This window comes from Pseudoxanthomonas sp. CCNWLY206-1 (assembly GCF_039710385.1).
In the GTDB taxonomy this organism is placed as follows: domain Bacteria; phylum Pseudomonadota; class Gammaproteobacteria; order Xanthomonadales; family Xanthomonadaceae; genus Pseudoxanthomonas_A.
The window spans coordinates 298,582-318,007 of sequence record NZ_JBDKXI010000003.1 but is presented as its reverse complement, the minus strand read 5'-3'; the positions used below and the strand labels follow the sequence as shown (position 1 = coordinate 318,007).

The 19,426-nt window shown below is 60.7% G+C and carries 20 protein-coding genes; 12 read left to right on the top strand and 8 right to left on the bottom strand.

Annotated elements, in window-relative coordinates:
* Nucleotides 1-158 precede the first annotated feature (158 nt).
* Complete coding sequence (locus AADW18_RS09070) at nucleotides 159-1,511, top strand: S41 family peptidase (protein ID WP_337343048.1); 1,353 nt, start codon at nucleotides 159-161, stop codon at nucleotides 1,509-1,511.
* Nucleotides 1,512-1,850: 339 nt separating this feature from the next.
* Here AADW18_RS09070 and AADW18_RS09065 read toward each other — a convergent pair whose 3' ends face one another.
* Together AADW18_RS09065 and AADW18_RS09060 are read right to left on the bottom strand one after the other, a co-directional pair.
* The gene (locus AADW18_RS09065; protein WP_337343047.1) at nucleotides 1,851-2,300 is read right to left on the bottom strand and encodes a GFA family protein; all 450 of its coding nucleotides are present in this window, start codon (nucleotides 2,298-2,300) and stop codon (nucleotides 1,851-1,853) included.
* Nucleotides 2,301-2,412: 112 nt separating this feature from the next.
* On the bottom strand, nucleotides 2,413-3,012 hold the full coding sequence (locus tag AADW18_RS09060; protein ID WP_337343046.1) for a YceI family protein: 600 nt from the start codon (nucleotides 3,010-3,012) through the stop codon (nucleotides 2,413-2,415).
* Nucleotides 3,013-3,325: 313 nt separating this feature from the next.
* On the opposite strand from AADW18_RS09060, the gene AADW18_RS09055 reads away from it, so the two are divergent.
* A complete protein-coding gene (locus AADW18_RS09055; protein WP_337343045.1) occupies nucleotides 3,326-4,675 on the top strand; it encodes an alpha/beta fold hydrolase in 1,350 nt (449 codons plus the stop codon).
* Nucleotides 4,676-5,087: 412 nt separating this feature from the next.
* Entirely contained in the window at nucleotides 5,088-6,542 is a 1,455-nt protein-coding gene (locus AADW18_RS09050; RefSeq protein ID WP_337343044.1) for an MATE family efflux transporter, read from the top strand.
* Between the two features lie 209 nt (nucleotides 6,543-6,751).
* Here the strand turns inward: AADW18_RS09050 and AADW18_RS09045 are convergent, their stop codons facing one another.
* Both AADW18_RS09045 and AADW18_RS09040 read right to left on the bottom strand, forming a co-directional pair.
* A complete protein-coding gene (locus AADW18_RS09045) occupies nucleotides 6,752-7,279 on the bottom strand; it encodes a transposase (protein ID WP_337343043.1) in 528 nt (175 codons plus the stop codon).
* Between the two features lie 754 nt (nucleotides 7,280-8,033).
* Nucleotides 8,034-8,483 carry an SRPBCC family protein gene (locus AADW18_RS09040; protein WP_337343042.1) on the bottom strand — a complete coding sequence of 150 codons (450 nt, stop codon included), beginning with the start codon at nucleotides 8,481-8,483 and terminating at the stop codon, nucleotides 8,034-8,036.
* Between the two features lie 294 nt (nucleotides 8,484-8,777).
* Here AADW18_RS09040 and AADW18_RS09035 point away from each other — a divergent pair, with 294 nt between their 5' ends.
* Nucleotides 8,778-9,494 (top strand): hypothetical protein, encoded by a 717-nt coding sequence (locus AADW18_RS09035; protein ID WP_337343041.1) that lies wholly within the window; start codon nucleotides 8,778-8,780, stop codon nucleotides 9,492-9,494.
* A 303-nt stretch (nucleotides 9,495-9,797) separates the two neighbouring features.
* Nucleotides 9,798-10,682 (top strand): hypothetical protein, encoded by an 885-nt coding sequence (locus AADW18_RS09030; protein ID WP_337343040.1) that lies wholly within the window; start codon nucleotides 9,798-9,800, stop codon nucleotides 10,680-10,682.
* Nucleotides 10,683-10,744: 62 nt separating this feature from the next.
* Here AADW18_RS09030 and AADW18_RS09025 read toward each other — a convergent pair whose 3' ends face one another.
* Entirely contained in the window at nucleotides 10,745-11,110 is a 366-nt protein-coding gene (locus AADW18_RS09025) for a DUF1428 domain-containing protein (protein ID WP_337343039.1), read from the bottom strand.
* Between the two features lie 164 nt (nucleotides 11,111-11,274).
* On the opposite strand from AADW18_RS09025, the gene bla reads away from it, so the two are divergent.
* From bla to AADW18_RS09010, 3 genes are all read left to right on the top strand, one after another.
* Nucleotides 11,275-12,165 carry a class A beta-lactamase gene (bla, locus tag AADW18_RS09020; protein WP_337343038.1) on the top strand — a complete coding sequence of 297 codons (891 nt, stop codon included), beginning with the start codon at nucleotides 11,275-11,277 and terminating at the stop codon, nucleotides 12,163-12,165.
* A gap of 87 nt (nucleotides 12,166-12,252) precedes the next feature.
* Nucleotides 12,253-12,960 (top strand): GNAT family N-acetyltransferase, encoded by a 708-nt coding sequence (locus AADW18_RS09015; protein WP_337343037.1) that lies wholly within the window; start codon nucleotides 12,253-12,255, stop codon nucleotides 12,958-12,960.
* A gap of 164 nt (nucleotides 12,961-13,124) precedes the next feature.
* Nucleotides 13,125-13,994 (top strand): hypothetical protein, encoded by an 870-nt coding sequence (locus AADW18_RS09010; protein ID WP_346842727.1) that lies wholly within the window; start codon nucleotides 13,125-13,127, stop codon nucleotides 13,992-13,994.
* Here AADW18_RS09010 and AADW18_RS09005 read toward each other — a convergent pair whose 3' ends face one another.
* Nucleotides 13,995-14,228: a hypothetical protein gene (locus tag AADW18_RS09005; RefSeq protein ID WP_337343035.1), complete on the bottom strand. Its 234-nt coding sequence runs from the start codon at nucleotides 14,226-14,228 to the stop codon at nucleotides 13,995-13,997.
* Between the two features lie 268 nt (nucleotides 14,229-14,496).
* Between AADW18_RS09005 and AADW18_RS09000 the strand changes: the two genes are divergently transcribed.
* The 3 genes from AADW18_RS09000 (at nucleotide 14,497) to AADW18_RS08990 (ending at nucleotide 17,180) form a co-directional block, all read left to right on the top strand.
* Nucleotides 14,497-14,949, top strand: coding sequence for a nuclear transport factor 2 family protein (locus AADW18_RS09000; protein WP_337343034.1), 453 nt, complete (start codon nucleotides 14,497-14,499; stop codon nucleotides 14,947-14,949).
* A 197-nt stretch (nucleotides 14,950-15,146) separates the two neighbouring features.
* Nucleotides 15,147-15,980, top strand: coding sequence for an AraC family transcriptional regulator (locus tag AADW18_RS08995; protein WP_337343033.1), 834 nt, complete (start codon nucleotides 15,147-15,149; stop codon nucleotides 15,978-15,980).
* A gap of 219 nt (nucleotides 15,981-16,199) precedes the next feature.
* Nucleotides 16,200-17,180 carry a DMT family transporter gene (locus tag AADW18_RS08990; RefSeq protein WP_337343032.1) on the top strand — a complete coding sequence of 327 codons (981 nt, stop codon included), beginning with the start codon at nucleotides 16,200-16,202 and terminating at the stop codon, nucleotides 17,178-17,180.
* Between the two features lie 210 nt (nucleotides 17,181-17,390).
* Here AADW18_RS08990 and sigJ read toward each other — a convergent pair whose 3' ends face one another.
* Nucleotides 17,391-18,278 (bottom strand): RNA polymerase sigma factor SigJ, encoded by an 888-nt coding sequence (gene sigJ, locus AADW18_RS08985; RefSeq protein WP_337343031.1) that lies wholly within the window; start codon nucleotides 18,276-18,278, stop codon nucleotides 17,391-17,393.
* Nucleotides 18,278-18,709, bottom strand: a complete 432-nt coding sequence (locus tag AADW18_RS08980; RefSeq protein WP_337343030.1) for a carboxymuconolactone decarboxylase family protein — start codon at nucleotides 18,707-18,709, stop codon at nucleotides 18,278-18,280. Before AADW18_RS08980 ends, sigJ begins: the two co-directional genes overlap by 1 nt.
* 196 nt (nucleotides 18,710-18,905) lie before the next feature.
* On the opposite strand from AADW18_RS08980, the gene AADW18_RS08975 reads away from it, so the two are divergent.
* Nucleotides 18,906-19,331 (top strand): RidA family protein, encoded by a 426-nt coding sequence (locus AADW18_RS08975; RefSeq protein WP_337343029.1) that lies wholly within the window; start codon nucleotides 18,906-18,908, stop codon nucleotides 19,329-19,331.
* Nucleotides 19,332-19,426: the final 95 nt, after the last annotated feature.

The window sequence follows — 19,426 nt, the reverse complement described above, 5'->3', positions numbered from 1 at the left end:
AATAGGAGTGGGTGTTCCCCGATTTGACAGGGTGATTGTTCGCAGCGGCACGGCTCAAGCGGCAAGCGAGTTGCGCACAAGAAATGGACTCGACGTTACCGCTGGCGTAGGAGGGATGCCACGGAACGAGTATTGATTGATGGAAGCGAGAGCATTCAATGAAAAAATGGAATGGAATTTTGATTGCGGCTTGGCTGGCAACATTCCCCGCCGCTGCCGAACAAACAATGCAATGGAGGGTGACCGGCGACAGTACGCATTACGTTCTGGAGGGAGGAGGTGACGCACAATCCGAAGCGGGTGCGTCGTTGTCGGTGCAGTCGCAGGGGGATGTCGGTGAAAGTTATGGTGGCGGTGTCGCCGCCGTCGATGCCACGCCCTTCCGCGGCCAGCGGGTGCGTTTGTCCGGTCGCATCGACGCGCATAGCGTTGTAGGTGGTGCAGGTCTATGGCTTCGCGCCGATGGACCATCAGGTGTGGTCGCATTTGCCAATACCCAGCGGGAACCGGTTCTAGGCGATGCTTCCAATGTGTCGAGGGAGGTGGAGATCAGCGTGCCATCCAGCGCGCAGACGGTATTGTTCGGGCCACTATTGACCGGCCGCGGACGTTTGCTGGTGCGACAATTGCGATTGGAACGCTCGCCTGCGGATACTGATGCCGATGTGCCACCAGCCCAGATCGTGGAGGCAGCGGTTGCCATCATGCGCGATCATGCGCTCAACGCGAATCGCATCGACTGGTCTGCCGTGCAGTCTGCGCTTGTCCAGAAAGCGGAGGTGGCGAAGGGTCCGGCCGATGCCTACGCGGTCATCGACTCGTTGATTCAGCAGCTGGGTGACCGTCATAGCGTATTGATGCTGCCTGTCGCCGCACGGCGGTATGCACAGCAGGGTCAACCTTCCGAAGCGCCTCGAATATTCGTTCGTGATGGCGTTGCCACCATATTGGTGCCCGGCTTCTGGGGTACGTCGCACGAGGCTGCGCAAGCTTTCGCACGTACGCTGGCAAGCGGCATCGCCGAGGTGTCGCCGCAGGTGACGGGTGGCTGGGTGGTGGATCTGCGTGATAACCCGGGCGGCAATATGTGGCCAATGTTATCGGGGTTGTCGACGTTGCTGGGCAAAGAGCCTGTAGGTTTCTTCCGTGATGCAAAAGGACGCGATACGCCCTGGCGCATCAATCCCCCCGGTATGCCGATACCGGATTTAACCAATGCACAAGTGGCGGTACTTACCGGCGCTCGCACAGCGAGCTCGGGCGAGGCCATTGCGGTTGCGTTCCGCGGCCGGCCCAACACACGCAGCTTCGGCCAACCAACAGCGGGCCTCAGCACAGGTAACCGGCAGTATGAGCTTCCAGGCGGTGCGCGCCTGGGCTTGGCCACCGCGCGCTTCGTGGACAGGACGGGGCAGGTGTATGGAGAAAAGATCTCGCCAGACGAGCTGGTACGAGAGCAGGATGCAATTTCACGGGCAGAAAAGTGGCTGAATCGAGACGGCGAGGTTTGAGTCAGGCTCTGTAGGATGCGGTAAAGCCGCAGGCGCGCCGCTTCGTTCGCGCCTAGGTGGCGGGAGGGTAGTTTTATTACTCCGGTGACTCGCGATCGATGTGGTTCGCTTTGCTCACCGCATCCTACTTGGGTCCATCATCAAGGTTGCTATGGATCGCCGGACTCATCGTGGGACTGTGCGACGGCTCATGTGGCGGGCTTGAGCCCGCGCTATGTGGGCTTCCCATAGGGTGGGCCCTGGCCGACCGCATGGATGTTGCATCCTGAGGGCCCGCGGTGCGCTCTGGTGTGCCCCTGAAACGCCGAGCGTCATTGCTTGCAATCAAGTTGGAATCAGTCAGAGATAACTCGTAACTCTCGGCGCATTCCCCCAATCATCATGCGCGCCGTCTTCGTAGCGAATCGGCGCGGCTTCCAGTTCGTCTTCGGTCACGTCATCCAGGCAGGCGATGTTGACGCAGTAGAAGTCGCCGCCCATCACTGGTTCGCTGGCGCTGACGAAGGCGTAGACGCCGCAGGTCTTGCAGAAGGTGTGGTCGATCGAGCCTTCGCCGAAGCGGTAGTGGCTCAGTTGGTCCGCGCCTTGAATCAGGCGGAATGCTTCGGCAGGGGTATGGTTCTTCCACATCCGTGTCTTGCCGCAAAACGAGCAGTTGCAACGCAACGTGGTCGCGTACCAGGGGCCGGGACGGAGCTGTGGGGAACGCTCGCCTGCCGGAGAAAGGTCGATGTCGCAGGAGAATCGCACTGCGCCGCAATGGCAGCTTCCGTGTCGGGTTTGAATCATGGGCGTTACTTCCTCGTGGCGGTAGGTGGCTCATCGTGACGGCGCAGCATAGCGTCCTGACGGGTTGCTCCGATATTTCACGACCGATGCGGTTCGCTTTGCTCACCACATCCTACGGTGCAGGTGGTTCGGCCTTGGCGATGGCTTCTACCTGGATGCGCAGCGTGATGTTCATGTCGAACCCATATTCCTTGCCGGCGTCCAGACCAAACTGGCTGCGGTCGAACGAACCGTGGGCGTCGGCGCCACACCAGTCGCGTTTGTATTGTGGATGGGACTGGCACTTGAAGCGATCAATGGTCAGCGTTAGCGGCCGGGTAACGCCATGCAGGGTGAGCTCGCCTTTGACCTTGGCCGGCGCGCCGTCACGGAAGTCGCTGAGTGTGCCGCGGTAGATGGCTTCAGGATATTTAGCGGTATCCAATAGCTGGTCGCCCACGGCCCATTCGTTAAGCGCGTCCAGGCCGAAGTCGATACTGCGTGCATCGATGGTGACTTCCACATGCCCCGTGCCGCGCTCGCGATCGATACGTGCCTCGCCGCGGCTCTTGTTGAATTTGCCTTGGAACGTGGACATGCCCATGTGGTCGGCCTCGAAACTGGGGAAGGTATGCGCGGGTTCAAGCTCGTACACGGCTTCCTCGGCCCAGGCGGTGCCGCCCGCAAGGGCAACGGCAAGGGCTAACAGGGCAGGTAAGCGATAGATGGTCATAGCTGAACTCCTGGGTGTGAACGCGGGTACTTGCCTAGACGACGAAGCACGCAGTCCGGAATCGACAAGTTCAGCGGGCGCCGATAAATGGATTTTTGCAGTCTGTCGATATTTTCGTCATCGGGTTTAGCCACCGGCCTCCGGCATGCCTCATGTCACTAGGGCATTTGGCACGTCCGGCAGCTTCTTGCGCACCTTACCCTGAAGGTCGGCCATTGGTTCTGTCCGACACTTGCACGCCAGCACCTTGTGTCGGTCACGGCTTCGCAAACGTCCACGCCTACGCCAATTACAACAAAGCAGGAATAAATCCATGGGTTATGTAAGGCGTGCGAGTACCGCGATCCTCCTCGCGCTGGGCGGTGTGGCATCCGTCGGCGCTCAAGTGCCTGCTTCGGACCCGGTCCAATCGGCGCCCTGCGAAGTAGGCAGCTACCTCATGGCAGACGGCACGTCGCTGGACATCGCGCCTGGTGCGCCCGGTCAACTTCGCTGGCGGCGGCTGGACGGGCGCACGGGTGCTTTGAGTCCGCAAGGAAAGGGACGTTGGACAAGCACGCTCGGCTGGACGGGCCGTCCGGATGGGCATCGCGTTACGTTTTCCGACTGCGAGCAGGGTGAGCTGCGTCTCGACAATATCGCGGGCCAGCGTCAGCCGTTGATCCAGGTCGACACGCGATTCCAGGGAAGTGGGGCCGAATTGGCCGGCCGCTTGACACTGCCGCCGGGTGAGACGCGTGTTCCGATCGTTGTTTTGGTCCATGGCGCCGAGCACTCGTCGGCGCTCGAGGACTATGCCTTGCAGCGTCAGTTCGCCAGTGCAGGCATCGGCGTATTTGCCTATGACAAGCGTGGCACCGGCACGTCGGGCGGCCGCTACTCGCAGAACTATCTGATCCTCGCTACCGATGCGGTTCTCGCCATGCGCGAGGCGCGACGCCTTGCTGGCGCACGTGCGGGGCGGGTGGGCTATCAGGGCGGTAGCCAGGGAGGTTGGGTAGCGCCGTTGGCCGCGCAGATAGAGCCGGTGGATTTCGTCATCGTGAGCTTTGGGCTGGCCGTTTCGGCACTGGATGAAGACCGCGAAGCGATCGCTTTCGACATGGAACGTGCCGGCTTCGGGCCAGAAATAAAGGCGAAGGCGATGGAAGTCGCCGACGCCACTGCAATGATCGTCGAAAGCAACTTCACCGAAGGCTATGAGCAGCTTGAAGCAGTGAAGCGCAAGTATGGCCGCGAGTCCTGGTTCAAATCAGTCCGTGGAAACTTCACCGCTTATCTGCTTGCCGAGACATCTGAGACCATTCGCAAGCAAGGCCCGCTTTTGCTCGAAGGACTGCCAGCGCAGTACGACCCCATGCCGGTACTGACGAACCTCGACGTTCCGCAGCTGTGGATATTGGGTGGCCAGGACCGCGATGCGCCCCCTGCGGAAACCCTCCGCCGCTTGGCCACGCTGCGAAGCGCCGGCCGCCCGATCACCACAGCCGTGTTTCCCGATGCCGATCACGGCATGTACGAATTCGAGACCCTCGCGGATGGCGAGCGTCTCTCCACGCGACAACCAGTAGGATATTTCCCGTTGATGAGGGATTTCATCATGGGAATGCCGCAGCCCTCAGGCTACGAAGATGCGGAAATAGAAACAGCGCCGCGTTTGTAGGACGCGTCTCCACCCGCATCTTCTGCCCCGCTGTCGCTTGACCCGCCATTTCAGGATTGAAGTGCTGCGGATGTTGATTCCATGGTCGGGAGCGGCGGGTCAAGACCCGCCCTACGCTGATACCGCTGCATGTGCATAACATGGGCGTTGATCTTGCTGGACCATGTCGATTCTGGTGCCGCCCGCTCGTCGCAAAGGGGAGGATAGCCGGTGGCTGTCTTGTATTCGTCATTTTGGGAGGCAACATGCCCGGTATAAACGCACGTGCGTCCGCCGAATTCACGATTGGCGACGGCAAGTTAATCGAACGCTTCAAATCCCCTGGACGCCTTCCGGTAACTGGCGGCTGCCCCGGCGCCGCGCTGCGGTTACCATGCGCGTTCGTTTTCGCGAACAAGGAAGACATGTGCCTATGAATACTGATCCGCGACCCGATATCGATCCTGAATCCGGCACCGCCGCAATGGAGGCGCCGGTAGCCAACCAATCCATGTGGGCAGAACTGCGCGACGCGATACGCGGCACCGGCGCCGACTACACCAAGATCCCGATGCGCAGGGCGGTGTTCCTGCTCGCGGTGCCCATGGTGTTGGAGCTGGTGCTGGAATCCACCTTCGCCGTAGTGGATATCTTCTTCGTCGCCAAGCTTGGCCCGTCCGCGGTAGCAACGGTGGGGCTGACTGAAAGCTTGCTGTTCCTGCTTTACGCGATTGGCATGGGGCTGGCCATGTCGGTGACGGCGGTGGTTGCGCGGCGCATCGGCGAAGGCAAGCCTGAAGAAGCCGCGGTGACCGCCGTGCAGGCCATCCTGGTCGCGCTGCTGGTGTCGGTACCGTTCGCGGTGGCGGGTATCGTCTATGCGCAGGATTTGCTGCGGCTGATGGGCGCGGATGCCTGGACGCTGGAGCACGGTTATCCCTACATGCAGTGGATGCTTGGTGCCAACGTGGTGATCATGCTGTTGTTCGTGATCAACGCCATCTTCCGCGGCGCCGGCGATGCGGCTATCGCCATGCGCGTGCTGTGGCTCGCCAACGGCCTGAACATCGTGCTCTGCCCGCTGCTGATCTTCGGTATCGGCCCGTTTCCGGAAATGGGTATCGAGGGTGCGGCCCTGGCTACCGTCATTGGCCGCGGAACGGGCGTGCTGTACCAGCTGTGGACGCTGTTCCGCGGCGGCAAGCACATCCGCGTGGCGGCTTCGCAACTGGCGGTGCACGGCGCGATCATGTGGAACATCGTGCGCACTTCGCTGGGCGGCGTTGGCCAGATGATCGTGGCGATGACGTCCTGGATATTCCTGATGCGCATCTTGGCCAATATCGGTAGCGAGGCGGTCGCCGGCGCAACGATCGCGATCCGCATCATGATGTTCACCCTGATGCCGGCATGGGGCATGTCCAATGCGGCAGCCACGCTGGTGGGACAGAACCTGGGCGCCAACGAGCCTGGCCGTGCCGAAGCCTCGGTATGGCGAATCGGTTGGTACAACATGGTCTTCACCGTCGTGATATCGGTGCTGTTCTTCTTCTTCCATCACCAGTTGATGGGCATCTTCACTGATGACCCCGCCGTCGTCGCCATCGGTGGCGAATGGCTGCGGATCCTGTCGTACTCGTTCTTCGTCTACGGCTGGTGGATGGTGGCAGTGCAGGCGTTCAATGGTGCCGGCGACACGGTTACGCCCACCAAGATCAACCTGGTGTTCTTCTGGCTGATCCAGATCCCGCTCTCGTATGCGCTGGCGATCTCGTTGGGCTGGCAACAAACCGGCGTGTTCTGGGCCGTATTTGTTTCCGAAACGTCGGTGGGATTGTTCACCCTGTGGCTGTTCTCGCGCGGTAAGTGGAAGACGGCGCAGGTGTAGCCAACAGTAGCCCCCTAGGATGCGGTGAGTCGCAGGCGAACGGCATCGCTTGCGGCTCAGTTGAGGAGGCACCGTTCCTCTCTATGGAACTACGTAGGATGCGATGAGCGAAGCGAACCGCATCTGTCGCGTATCTCCACGCAAGGAAGCGCCTCCGGTGCACCGATTGCGCGAACGATGCGGTTCGCTTTGCTCACCGCATCCTACGGCTATTCGCGCCTAATCCTGATGCCCGGTGGAGCGGCCCAATCAGACGGGTAAATTCCTTTCGTCACGAAGGTGTGGAAGGAGGAATACGGCCAGGCAGCCGCGGTCTCGGCGTGGCGATGTTTGACTGGGTTGTAGTGAATGTAGTCCACATGCGCGGCGTAGTCGTCATCGTCGCGAATCTGATGTTCCCAGAATCTTCGCTGCCATATTCCGCGCTCACCTCGAGAGCGGCGGCTGGCGCTGATGCGTTCGTCGTGGGGTAGGGTGCGGGAGAACCCCGCCTTGATTAAACCCCAGCGGGTAGCATTGTCGGCATCGCCATCAGGTAGTCGCCAAAGACAATGCAGGTGGTCGGGAAGAACGACGATGGCCTCTATGTGGAACGGATGACGTCTGCGCACCAGCGCGAACGAACGCCTGAGAGCATCCACATGTGTGATTAACCGGGTGTTGCCGTGGCGTTCGGCGAGATTGACGGTAAAAAACCAAGTGGCACCTGGCGTGCCAGGGCGGCGATATTCAGTCATTCCTTGACCTTTGATTGTCCGGGCTATGTGGTTAGCTTCGCATGCATCCTACCTCTCAGATCCAGCAAGTGCTAATCGAAGTCGGCCAGATCCGTAGGAAGCGGTGAGCAAAGTTCGTAGGATGTGGTAAGCCGCAGGCGCACCGCATCGTTCGTGCCGCAATGACCAGAGGACGCCTGTGCGCCGGTGATTCGCGACCGATGCGGTTCGCTTTGCTCACCGCATCCTACATTGGAAGGCGAGTTACAGGATTCGATCTGGAAGGGCCGGTAATGTCAGCTTCGTAGGATGTGGTAAGCCGCAGGCGCACCGCATCGTTCGTGCCTCAGTGGCGAGAGGACGTTTCTGTACGCCGGTGATTCGCGACCGATGCGGTTCGCTTTGCTCACCACATCCTACATTGGGAGGCGAGTTACAGGATTCGATCCGGGAAGGGCCGGCAGGTCAGCTTCGTAGGATGTGGTAAGCCGCAGGCGCACCGCATCGTTCGTGCCCAATGACCAGAGGGTGTCTGTGCGCCGGTGGTTCGCGACCGATGCGGTTCGCTTTGCTCACCACATCCTACGTTGGAAGGCGAGTTACAGGATTCGATCCGGAAGGGCCGGTAATGTCAGCTTCGTAGGATGTGGTAAGTCGCAGGCGCACCGCATCGTTCGTGCCGCAATGACCAGAGGACGCCTGTGCGCCGGTGATTCGCGACCGATGCGGTGCGCTTTGCTCACCGCATCCTACGTTGGCCGATGGACTGCAGGCTTCAATCCGGGATTTCCGCTTCCACCAGCTGCGCCAGCAATGTCAGCGACTCCTGCCAGCCGAGGTAGCACTGTTCGACTGGGATCACCTCGGGTAGGCCTTCCTGCATGATGTGCAGTTCGGTTCCGCAGGATACTTTTTTCAGCGATATGGTGGTCTGCATCTCGCCGGGTAGATTGGGATCGTCGAAGGCATCGGTGTAGCGGATGCGTTCGTATGGCGTCAGTTCCAGATATTTCCCGCCGAAGGTGTGCGTCTGGCCGGTCGAGAAATTGGTGAACGACATTTTGTAGGTGCCGCCGACGGTGGCGTCCAGATGGTGGACCTTGCCGGTGAAGCCGTGCGGGGGCAGCCATTTGGCTTTGGCATCGGCGTCCAGGAAGGCGCGGTAGATGCGCTCAGCCGGGGCGGTTAGGACGCGATGGAGTCGGACAGTGTTGTTCGTGGACATAGCTTGATCTCGTTGGCGGAGGACATTCTCTTGTAATTAGCGACGACCGGGCAGATAGAAAATCGACATGCTCATACGTGGCGCAAGAGTATGGGTTCAGCTAAGTAGACTTCGATTATCGACAGGCGCCGCATCTCAGGTAGCAAGGGGGCCGATCCTGGCCTGGGAAGCCGCGATAGATGCGGTTCGCTTTGCTTGCCACATCCTACCTTGGCCGCCGCCCGACCCTCCTTGGCCGGTCTCCCCAGGAAGCCGCGTTTTCCCTAGGTCCCGCAGTGGGACGGGGAGAAGATAATGGCAACAAGTATCGCGGCCTCTCGGCCGGGGTTGTGGGGCACGCGCGGATCGCCATGGGTCGTGCTGCTGCTGGGCGTGGCGGTACTCGGTTTCTGGAAACCTTATTTTTCGCAGCTGGGCGCCGCGCAGGGCATGGCGCATCTGCACGCGGCCTCCATGCTGGTGTGGATCGGGATGCTGGTGGCGCAGCCGTTGCTCATCCGTTCGCGCCAGTTGGCGTGGCATCGGCGTATCGGCAAGGCGTCGTATGTCGTGGTGCCGCTGATCGTGATCAGCGCGCTAGCCCTGGCGCAGCTTCGCATCAGTCATGCACCGGCGGAAATGCTGCCTGTGCAGCAGTTCATTCTGTTTCTGGGCGTATCGATGGCAGTGCTTTTCGCGATCGTCTGGTCGCTGGGTATCTTCTATCGGGGCCAGTCGGCGCTGCATGCGCGCTATATGGCGGGAACGGCGTTGACGCTGATCGACCCGTCGATGGTGCGTGTGCTGATCTTCTGGGTACCCTCCGTGCCTCCTCAGTTCTACCAGCTGATCACTTTCGGCACGGTATACGCGATCCTGTCGCTGCTGATCGTGCTGGACAGGAAATCCGCACAGGGACGATCCGCGCTGTGGGTACTACTGGGACTCTTCGTTACGTTGCATGTCTCGATCATGACGATACCGGCGACACAGGCATGGCAGCGCTTCGCCGTTTGGTATGCGGGTTTGTAGTGGACCGGAGGCATGCTGGACTCGCGACCGCTTCCATTATTCAGGGGCCCCGTAGGATGCGGTAAGCCGAGGGCGCACCGCATCGTTCGCGTCTTGGCCAACTGGGAGATTTCCACACTCCCGGTGAATCGCGATCGATGCGGTTCGCTTTGCTCACCACATCCTACTCGGCACCTATTGAATCGAAGAACCCTGTCTTGAACTTGGCTCAACCCAGCCTTGTACGATATTCGCTACCGGTGCGTTTTGCGGGCCATTAGCTTCATGGCGATCACAGTGTCGGGCCGGGCCATGGATTCTCGCTTGATCATCGCGTTCGTAGCGGCGGTAATTTGCGGCGGGTGTCATGCTGCACCTGCCACCTCCAAGCTCGCTACGGATACGCCAGTGCGCTGGACGCCGTCGCCGTTATCGACGGACCAATACGAGTCCTCTCCCACGTTATCCCCCGATGGTCGCGAACTGTTCTTCTTCCGCGCCGATCGTCAGTTCGACAACTATCGGTTGCTGTACTCGCGGTGCGAGAAGGGCCAGTGGTCAGCGCCGGTGGAACCGCCTTTCGCCGCTTCGCCCGGCGTACTGGAAGCTGACCCTGCTTTCAGCCCGGATGGTCAGCGCCTGTACTACGTATCGGCACGTGATCGCCCGGACGACCTCGATATCTGGAAGGTGGAGCGGACTTCGGAAGGACAATGGGGCCAACCGCAACGCCTGCCGGAACCGATCAATAGCCCGCAAACCGAATTGCTGCCGCGGCAATTGGCCGATGGCCGTTTGCTGTTTGGATCCAATCGGCCCGGCGGACCAGGTGGGCGTGACTTGTATGTGGCAACGCAGCAAGCCGGTGAGGGTTGGGAGGTGAAGCCACTTCCGGCACCGATCAATACCGCCGGCGACGAATACGAGGCTGACATGTCCCGCGATGGCAGCCGAATGGTGGTGGTGGCCAATCGCGGCGAACGTTCACATCTATACCTGTTCGATCGCCTCGGCAAAGACCACCAGAGCGGCTGGCGCGAACGTGGCCGCGTGCCAGCGCGTGATGAGGTATTCCAAGTGGGGCCGCTGTTGTCGCCGGATGGCAAACGCTTGCTGTTCGCCCAGGCGGACGACGAGCGTTCCGGCGAGATATTCCTTGCCGAGCTTCAGCCCGATGGCGACGCCGCCTGGCCACCGGTGTGCAAGTAGTCGGAAACCAGGGCGGGCACACAAGTGCCCACCCATGAGCGGCGCTGAGCTGCGAGTACGGGCTACGCTTTCGCGGGCAACTCCACCACCGATGCGAAGCCGCCGTAGATCATCCGCTTGCCATCGAACGGCATGGGATTGTCTTCCATCTTCATGCGCGGGTCTTCCATGATGCTCTTCATGCCGGTGTCGCGCGTTGCCTTGTCCGGCCATTCGACCCATGAAAACACCACCGTTTCATCGTCCTTGGCTTGTACGGCCTTGCGGAAGTCGGTGACGGTGCCATCAGGCACGTCGTCGCCCCAGCATTCAAGGATACGGGTGGCGCCAAATTCCATGAACATCGCATCGAAGCGATTGGCATGGTCGGTGAATTTCTGTTTGTTGGCGGTCGGTACCGCAATGACGAAGCCGTCGACGTAGGGCATGGTTTTTTCCTTTGGTTCCAGGGGAAGAGGACGCCCGGCATGGGCGCCTTCGTTTGTACGACGAACGAGTGGGCTCAAGATCGACATGTGAGATGAACCCGTTGAATGCCAGCGTAGTGATGGTGGGGTTAAGATTTCCGGAAACCCCAACCCGTGGAGAATGCATGAAGTTCGATCCGAACCGTCGCTCGCTTATGGCCGGCATCTGCGCTGTTTCGCTATGGCCTGTGGGTCGTGCATTGGCGGCCGGGGACCGTCCGTCCGAGTTGCAGGACCAGCTGGCGGCCCTCGAACGCCGCCATGGCGGGCGGCTGGGTGTCTCCGTGCTGGACGTGGAAAGCGGCCAGCGGATCGGACATCGTGCCGATGAGCGCTTCCCGATGTTAAGCACATTCAAGTTTCTCGCGGCCGCGCAGGTGCTGGCACGTGTGGATAAAGGCGAAGAGCAACTGGACCGCCGCGTCGTGTACGCCAAGGAGGATCTGGTGACATATTCCCCGATTACCGAGCGGCATGCCGGCAAGCACGGTATGACGATGGCCGAGCTCTGCCATGCCGCTGTCACCGTCAGCGACAACACAGCCGGCAATCTGTTACTGGCAAGCTTTGGCGGACCCGCGGGTTTGACCGCCTTCACTCGTTCATTGGGCGATAAAGTGACGCGGCTGGACCGCATCGAAACCGACCTCAACGAAGCGATTCCCGCTGATCCGCGCGATACCACCACGCCGGCGGCGATGCTGGACGACATGCGCGCGCTATTGTTGGGTGACGCACTGTCGCCATCTTCGCGTAAACAACTGGCCGACTGGCTGATTGCCACCACCACCGGAGATCAACGGATTCGCGCGGGACTACCCGCGGGCTGGCGCGTCGGCGACAAGACGGGAACCAGCGGCAATGGCGTTACCAACGATATCGGTATCGCTTGGCCGCCAGGCCGCGATGCTCCGCTGCTGATTACGGGCTACTACGCTGAGTCGTCGATACCGCAGGATCAGCGTAATGGCGTACTGGCCGACGTTGCGCGCATCGCCGCCAAGCTCATTACCTAGGGCAAATCCATCCGCTGGAAAAAGCGTCGGTCTCCCGGGATCGGCATAAACTGACATTGTGGTTATTCCTATTGGTAAGTACTGGCAATGGCGATTTCCTCCGAAGTATCCGCACTCGACAATCCCTTCTGGTCCTCCTTGCGCTCGCTGCATCGCGGTATCGCGCAGGCTGCAGGCGAGGTGGCGCGTTATCCGGCGGAGTACGCGCCCTTCCTGGGTGTTTCCGACGCCGATGCCGAGGTGACCGATGCGCTGGATGCATTGGTCGCGCCTAGCGAATCGGTTTACCTGATTGGTGTGGCGCCTGGACAGGTGCCGGATGGGTGGAAGCTTGAAGCCTTTCGCCCGTTGGCGCAGATGATCTGCACCTCGCCATTGGAAGTAATCGATGGCCCAGAGATCATCGAGCTGACCCAAGCGCATCGCGCCGACGTGCTGGAGCTGACCGCTTTGGTTTATCCGCATTATTTCCGACCGCGCACGATGGAAATGGGCCGTTACTTCGGCATCTACCAGGATGGTCGGCTAGCGGCGATGGTCGGCGAGCGCATGGGTACGGAGACGTACCGGGAAATGAGCGCCATCTGCACGCATCCCGATTTCAATGGCCTGGGTTATGCGCGCCGGCTGACGGCCATGCTGACCAACGATACGTTGCAACGCGGAAGTACGCCCTTCCTGCATGTCAGTCACGAGAATCCACGCGCCAAAGGGTTGTACGAGCAGATCGGGTTTCGCCATCGCCGCGATATCGGGTTTTGGTCGTTGCGGCGGGGCTTGTCCGCAGAGCGGTAATTTTTAGGAGCAAGAAAACCCCGCTCAATTCCCTTTAAAAAAAAGGGGAAGTAAAAGGCGGATCCGTTGTTTCCCATAAATCTGATGGTGGCCGCTATGATCGCGGCACACGCTGAGCCTTGGACGAGTGCATGATCGGAACTGCGACTGTATTGATATTGCTTATGGGCCCCTTGCTGCTGGGCTTGGCCGGCCTGATTTCGGCCAGACGCACGCAGAAGCAGGAAACTCCAGGACATTCCCCCTGGAGCAGCAAGCTGACCCTGCTTTCCGCGTTGCTCTATACCCTGGCTTTTAATCTGATCTTCTTCGTCCAGGAGATTTTCCTGGTGCTGCCGAAAGCCTTCCTGCCCGGGGTGCGGCCTACGTTGTTTCATAATAATCATGTCTGGGAAGGCGAGCATCCGCTGACGCGCTTGTTCCAGGGTACCGGCGCGTTGGCTACCTTCCTGATCGGCATGGCGTGCTTGCTGTTGCTGCGGCGCGGCGCGGGACGTTCGGTATCGATCCGGCTTTTCCTTATCTGGGTGGCGTATTGCGGGTTGTTCATGGCGCTGCCGCAAGTGGTTATCGGCGCGCTCAATCCCGGCAATGACGTGGGCATGGCAATGGACTATTTTCAGTTAAGCGCAACCGCCAAGACAGCCGCGGCGCTGTTGGCGCTGATCACGATGCCGATCCTCGCCTTATCGTTGGTGCGGCCCTTGCTGACCTTGGCTGACCATCAGGATGCGATCTCAAGCGCCGGTGCGAGGACGCGCTACGTCTTCCAAGTCGCCACACTGCCGGCGTTGATCGGCATAGCGTTGATTCTGCCATTCCGCATTCCGCGCGAACTGATAGAAGTCGTCCTGTTGCCGGTGCTGGTGACCGTGATCGGCGTCGCGTGGATACAGGCGGGCGCCTGGCGCGTGCGCTCTGCGCAGGCAAACGGAAGCACAAGTGATCTGCGCGTCATCGTCCCGATGGTCGCGGCGGCACTGCTTCTGTTGATATTCCAATTCGTTCTGCGACCGGGTATCGGATTTTTCTAGTCACTTTTCCTGCTCGCCTTCGGGGTGGTCTTCGGGCAGCCGCACCGGATCGGTCGGCCGGTCTGGAATGGGATCGATGGGCCGATCCGGTTCAGGATCGATAGGCTTGTCGGGTGTGGGATCGATGGGTTTGTCGGGGACAGGATCGATCGGTTTATCCGGTATGGGATCGCGTGCCGGATTCGGGACCTGGCCTGGGATAGGGTCTTGCGGGGGAGCGTGGTTAAGCAGCATGGCGTTCTCTTGTTGCGGAGCGTTCCGCGCGTCGCCCGCGTAAGCTATCAACAATCTCGCGGGCTGCATGCGCGAGAGCAAGAATGCACCGAAGCCTGTGGACCCGTTGTTAAGCCGCAGAATCTGCGTAAGTGAACAAAATTTTTGCCGGACCGGCTGCTGAGCCATTGCCGGCGCATGGAGCTGCGGCCGAATTCGCAAGAACAGAACATATGGCCTGGCGGCCATGGCTTACGATGCGCCGGCTCCATCACAGCAGGTCATTGATATGCGCTATGCAGCTTTGTTGGCGATACCGTGGGTGCTTTGTTCGCAGATGGCGGCGGCGCGCGATGCCAAGCAGGACGAGCGCGAAATATTGAAGGTTGAAGCCGCGTTGTGTCGCGCCTTCGAGAACGGTGATGCCGCTACCGTGCGCCGATACCTGGACAAGACGTTCACCTTGACCGACTCTCGCGGTGTGGTGACCGATTTCGCTCGGAACGTCGCCGAAGTAGAGCGGCGCGAGCCGCGTTACGAAGTCTTCCGCAATCACAGCCAGAAAGTGCGCCTGTACGGTGATGCCGCCATTACCACCGGCGTCACCACGGTCAAAGGGCATGCGGGCGGAACGTCGTTCGCCGCCGATTTCCAGTTCACTGACACGTGGGTGTATCGCGACGGGGAATGGAAGATGGCGGCCAGCCATGCGAGCCGGTTGGAACTCAAAGAGCCTGATTAGGGGACGCTGCGCCGATTCTCGGCTCGGCGCGTCAACTGCCATCTGGAGTGAAAGTCGCTGGGTCCCGGCCTGCGCCGGGATGACCGGTCATTTTTCCGAGTAATCATCCAATACCAAGACACACTAGCTCGTCGCTCCTGCTCCTGCTCCTGCTCCCATTCCCCATTCCCCATTCCCGGCTCCTGATGCATGGCATCATGAAATCCATGCAGGGCGTGCCCGAACAATTCGATGATCTCAACGATGCGGCGCAGTTCCGGCATCCTCGCCACCGCGCGGGCATCGAGCTGTATCGCGCGCACATTGTTCGCCATGCATTCGAGCCGCATATGCACGAAGCGTTCGGACTAGGCGCGATTGAATCCGGAGTGGAGCGCTTCCGCTATGCCGGATCGGATCATTTGGCACCGGCTGGTTCGCTGGTGTTGATGAATCCTGACGTATTGCATACCGGCCGTGCCGAGACTAAGGGCGGCTGGCGCTACCGCATGATCTATATCGACCGCGCGGTGCTGGAGGAGGTCTCGGGGCAGTCGAGCGTTTGGTTTCCCGATGCCGTATGCAGCGACCCGGCTCGCGCGCGGCGTGTTACCGCCCTGCTTGACGCGTTATGGCAGGCGGAGGAGCCGCTCGCATTCGACAGCCACCTCTATGCGTTGGTAGGGGAACTGTGCAGAGAGGCACGGGCAGTGAAGTTTCCGGCCGAGGAACGGCCGATGCGCTTCGCGGCGGTGATCGATTATCTGCGCGCGAATCTGGCGGAACGATCGACATTGCAGGATCTGGCTGGCGTCGCGGGGCTTAGCCCTTTCCACTTCCTGCGCCGTTTCCGTGCGCAATACCACGTTACTCCGCAGCAGATGCTGATGGCGTTGCGTCTTCATGATGCCAAACGGCGCCTGGCGGCAGGAGAACCCGCCGCGCAGATCGCGTTGGCCAGCGGTTTGGCCGATCAAGCTCATCTGACACGCGCCTTTCGGCGCCGCTATGGCGTTACTCCCGCGAACTATCAGCGACAGGTGCGGAGCTAGAGCGCAATTCGCCTCACCGGCGCAGGCCGGGGCTCAGTGACTTTCGCTATCCACGGTCAAGGCGCTGGGTCCCGGCCTGCGCCGGGACGACGGCAATATTGATTTTGGAATAGACGTTCGAGACACGTAAGCGAGCCTGCTCCAGCGCAATCTGGTTCAAGACACGCCACATCGCTCCATCATAAATTTCTCCATTGACGACGAAATGGCGGAAGCGGCATGTGGGTAGGGATCTTATATGCACTCGTGGCGGGACTGACTTGGGGCCTCGTGTTCGTGGGGCCGCTGCTGCTGCCCGAATATCCAGCGGCATTGCAGTCGGTAGGCCGCTATCTGGCGTTCGGACTGATTGCCCTGCCGTTGGCTTGGTTCGATCGTATTGAACTGCGCCGGCTGAGCAGGAACGATTGGAAGGAAGCCTTGAAGCTGTCCGCCATCGGCAACCTGCTGTACTACGTCTGTCTTGCCGCGGCCATCCAACGCGCCGGTGGTCCAATGCCGACGATGATCATCGGCACGTTGCCGGTGGTGATCGCCATCAGCGCCAATCTCCGCGACGGACGACGTGACGGCCAGCTGCCGTGGAAGCGGATGGTGCCTTCGCTGCTATTGATCGCGGTGGGGATCGTCTGCGTCAATCAGGCGGAGTGGCAGGCCTTGCGCCTCATGCCGCAGGCCGACCCCATGCGCTACGCGACGGGCGCGGCATTGGCGCTTATCGCGGTGGTTTGCTGGACGTGGTACCCACTGCGTAACGCCGATTGGCTGCGGGAGCACCCTGACCGCAACCCGCGTGTCTGGGCCACGGCGCAGGGCTTGGTCACATTGCCGCTGGCGCTTGCCGGCTATCTGCTGATCTGGGCGTGGCAGGCATACCGGGGCGATGGATTCCCGATGCCGTTCGGCCCCAGACCGGGTTTCTTTATCGGGTTGATGGTGGTTATGGGCTTACTAGCCTCGTGGCTGGGTACCTTGTGCTGGAACCAGGCCAGCCAGCGCCTGCCCACTGCATTGGCGGGGCAATTGATCGTATTCGAGACATTGGCTGCCTTGGGTTATGCGTTTGTCCTACGTGGATCATGGCCGCCTGCGCTGACCATGCTGGGCATTGCCTTGCTAATAGCCGGCGTACTCTGGGCGGTGCGAATCAAACCGCAGCCGGTGGAAGCCATTGCTCAAGCATCCGTTCGGCCATCCTGATGCTCCGTAGAGCGGAGCTGCGCCCCGCGATTACACCGCGTCAATAGCAATTTGGCCGTCGCAACGGCAAGCGATAGTGAATAGCTGCTTGAAGGCGCTTCTCGTAGAGCGGAGCTTGCTCCGCTGCTCTTTGAAGATGTCGAAGATTTCGTCGTCCGGATAGAAGAGCAGTCGAGCAAGCTCGGCTCTACCAGAGCGCGCCAATCGGCTTCAAGCGACAAACGCGCCATCCGGTCGCGCCAACTTGTCCGGATTGCGAACGATGTAGATGCCGTTGGCCAACCCTTCGGCGTCGTAGGAGAAGGACACTGCCACCATGGCGTGGCCCTCCTTGCGCAGCACGATGCCGCCGCTCCCGTTGACGCCGGTGATATCCCATTCGTATTCCGACCAGTACTGATGCAGATCCTTGCTGATGAAAGACAGCACGTCCGATTCGCCGTGCAGCACATGGGCCAGCGCCGATACCTTGCCGCCGCCATCGGCGGAGAGCTCGACCTGTTGCGACAGCAGCCCGGCCAATACCGTCGGATTACCGCTGGCGATGGCGGATTGGAATGCCGCCAGCAGGCGCCGCTGCGCGCTGGCCGGAGTGACATGCCGAACCTGCGCCGCGTCCACCCGGGACTTGGCGCGCGAGACCAGTTTCCGGCAAGCGGGTTCCTGCATATCCAACGTCGCCGCCACATCGCCATAGGGCATGTCGAAAATCTCGTGCAGCAGATAGGCCGCGCGCTCTTTAGGGGTCAGCCGTTCCAACAACAGCAGGAACGCCGTCGTCAGCGAAGACGAAAGCGACAGCCGGACTTCGGGTGTGTCTTCATCGGGCGTCAGTACGGGTTCCGGCAGCCATGAGCCCACGTATTCGGTACGCGAACGGTGTGCTGATCGCAGCAGATCGATACAGCGGCGGGTGCAGGCCGTCGTCAACCAGGCATCCGCGCCTTCGATGGTGGCGTGGTCGGCGGTTCGCCATTTCAGATAGGTGTCCTGCACCGCATCCTCGGCGTCGGCGCGCGAGCCGAGGATGCGGTAGGCCAACCCCAACAGCCGCGGCCGGGCTTTTTCGAACGCGGCGCCAGCGCTTGTATCGCCCATCAATGCCTCGAAATCTGAATGCGGTTCCAGACGTTGATCATACCGATCGAAGCGGTGAGGGCAGCTATGGCGTTGTCGTCGAAGTGCTGCCGTAGCTGTGAACGCAGCGCGCCGTAGTCGGTGCCGGATGCAAGCAAAGTCAGTGCTTCCGTCCATGCGAATGCCGCTTTTTCGCGTGCGCTGAACTCATCGGATTGGCGCCAATCGGCCAAGCGGTCAAGCCGCTGTTGGCTTTCGCCGTCCTCCAGGGCCTCGCGGGTATGCATGCGGATGCAAAAGCTGCAGCCGTTGATCTGCGAGGCCCTCAGATGCACCAGGTGTTGCAGCGGCTTGTCGATGCCGTGGAGATCGATAGCGGGATGCACATCGCCCAACGCTTTCAGCACATTCGGGATTTCCTGCTCATAACGGACGGCTTGGGTGGTAATCATCGGGTTGCTCCTTGGGAATGGAAGGGGTATGTATAGAGCTGACGATTGACCACCCGCGTTCGTGACGTGCGGCGAACACATCGTTCCTGATGCCACGGTCACAAACCGACCGCGAGGATCGACAATCCAGTGGAAGCCCCGCGGCGGATACCGGAAAACGCCGCGCGGGCGACGTTCCCCTCATACAAGGATCTGCATGAATACCCCTATCGCTGCGCCCGTTTTCGTCCTCGACAACCCACCAGGCCTGTACGACCCCGCGCCGAATGGCTATTCGCATGTGGCTGCCGTGAAGCCCGGCGCGAAATGGCTGTGGATCGCAGGGCAGGGCGGCGAAACACAAGACGGGATCCTATCGACGGACTTCCGCACGCAAGTGCGGCAGGCGCTCTCGAATCTGAAAACCGCCCTGGCATCCGCTGGCGCCGGCACCGACGACGTGCTGAAGCTGACCGTACTGGTAGTGGCGCACACCGAAGAGCGCCTGCACGTGTTTGGCGCCGAATTGGAGGCGGCTTTCGGTCCGCGGCACAAACCGGCTTGTACCTTGATCCCGGTGCCACGCCTGGCGCTGGACGGCATGCTGTTCGAAGTGGAGGCGGTAGCGGCTGTCGCCGGGTGACGGCAGTCGGGTCCTGCGCAGTGAAGATCCGTCCACGATGCTTAATCGATGAATGCTCGCGTCAACCGTCAAGCATCTGGAGCGTTACCTCTCCC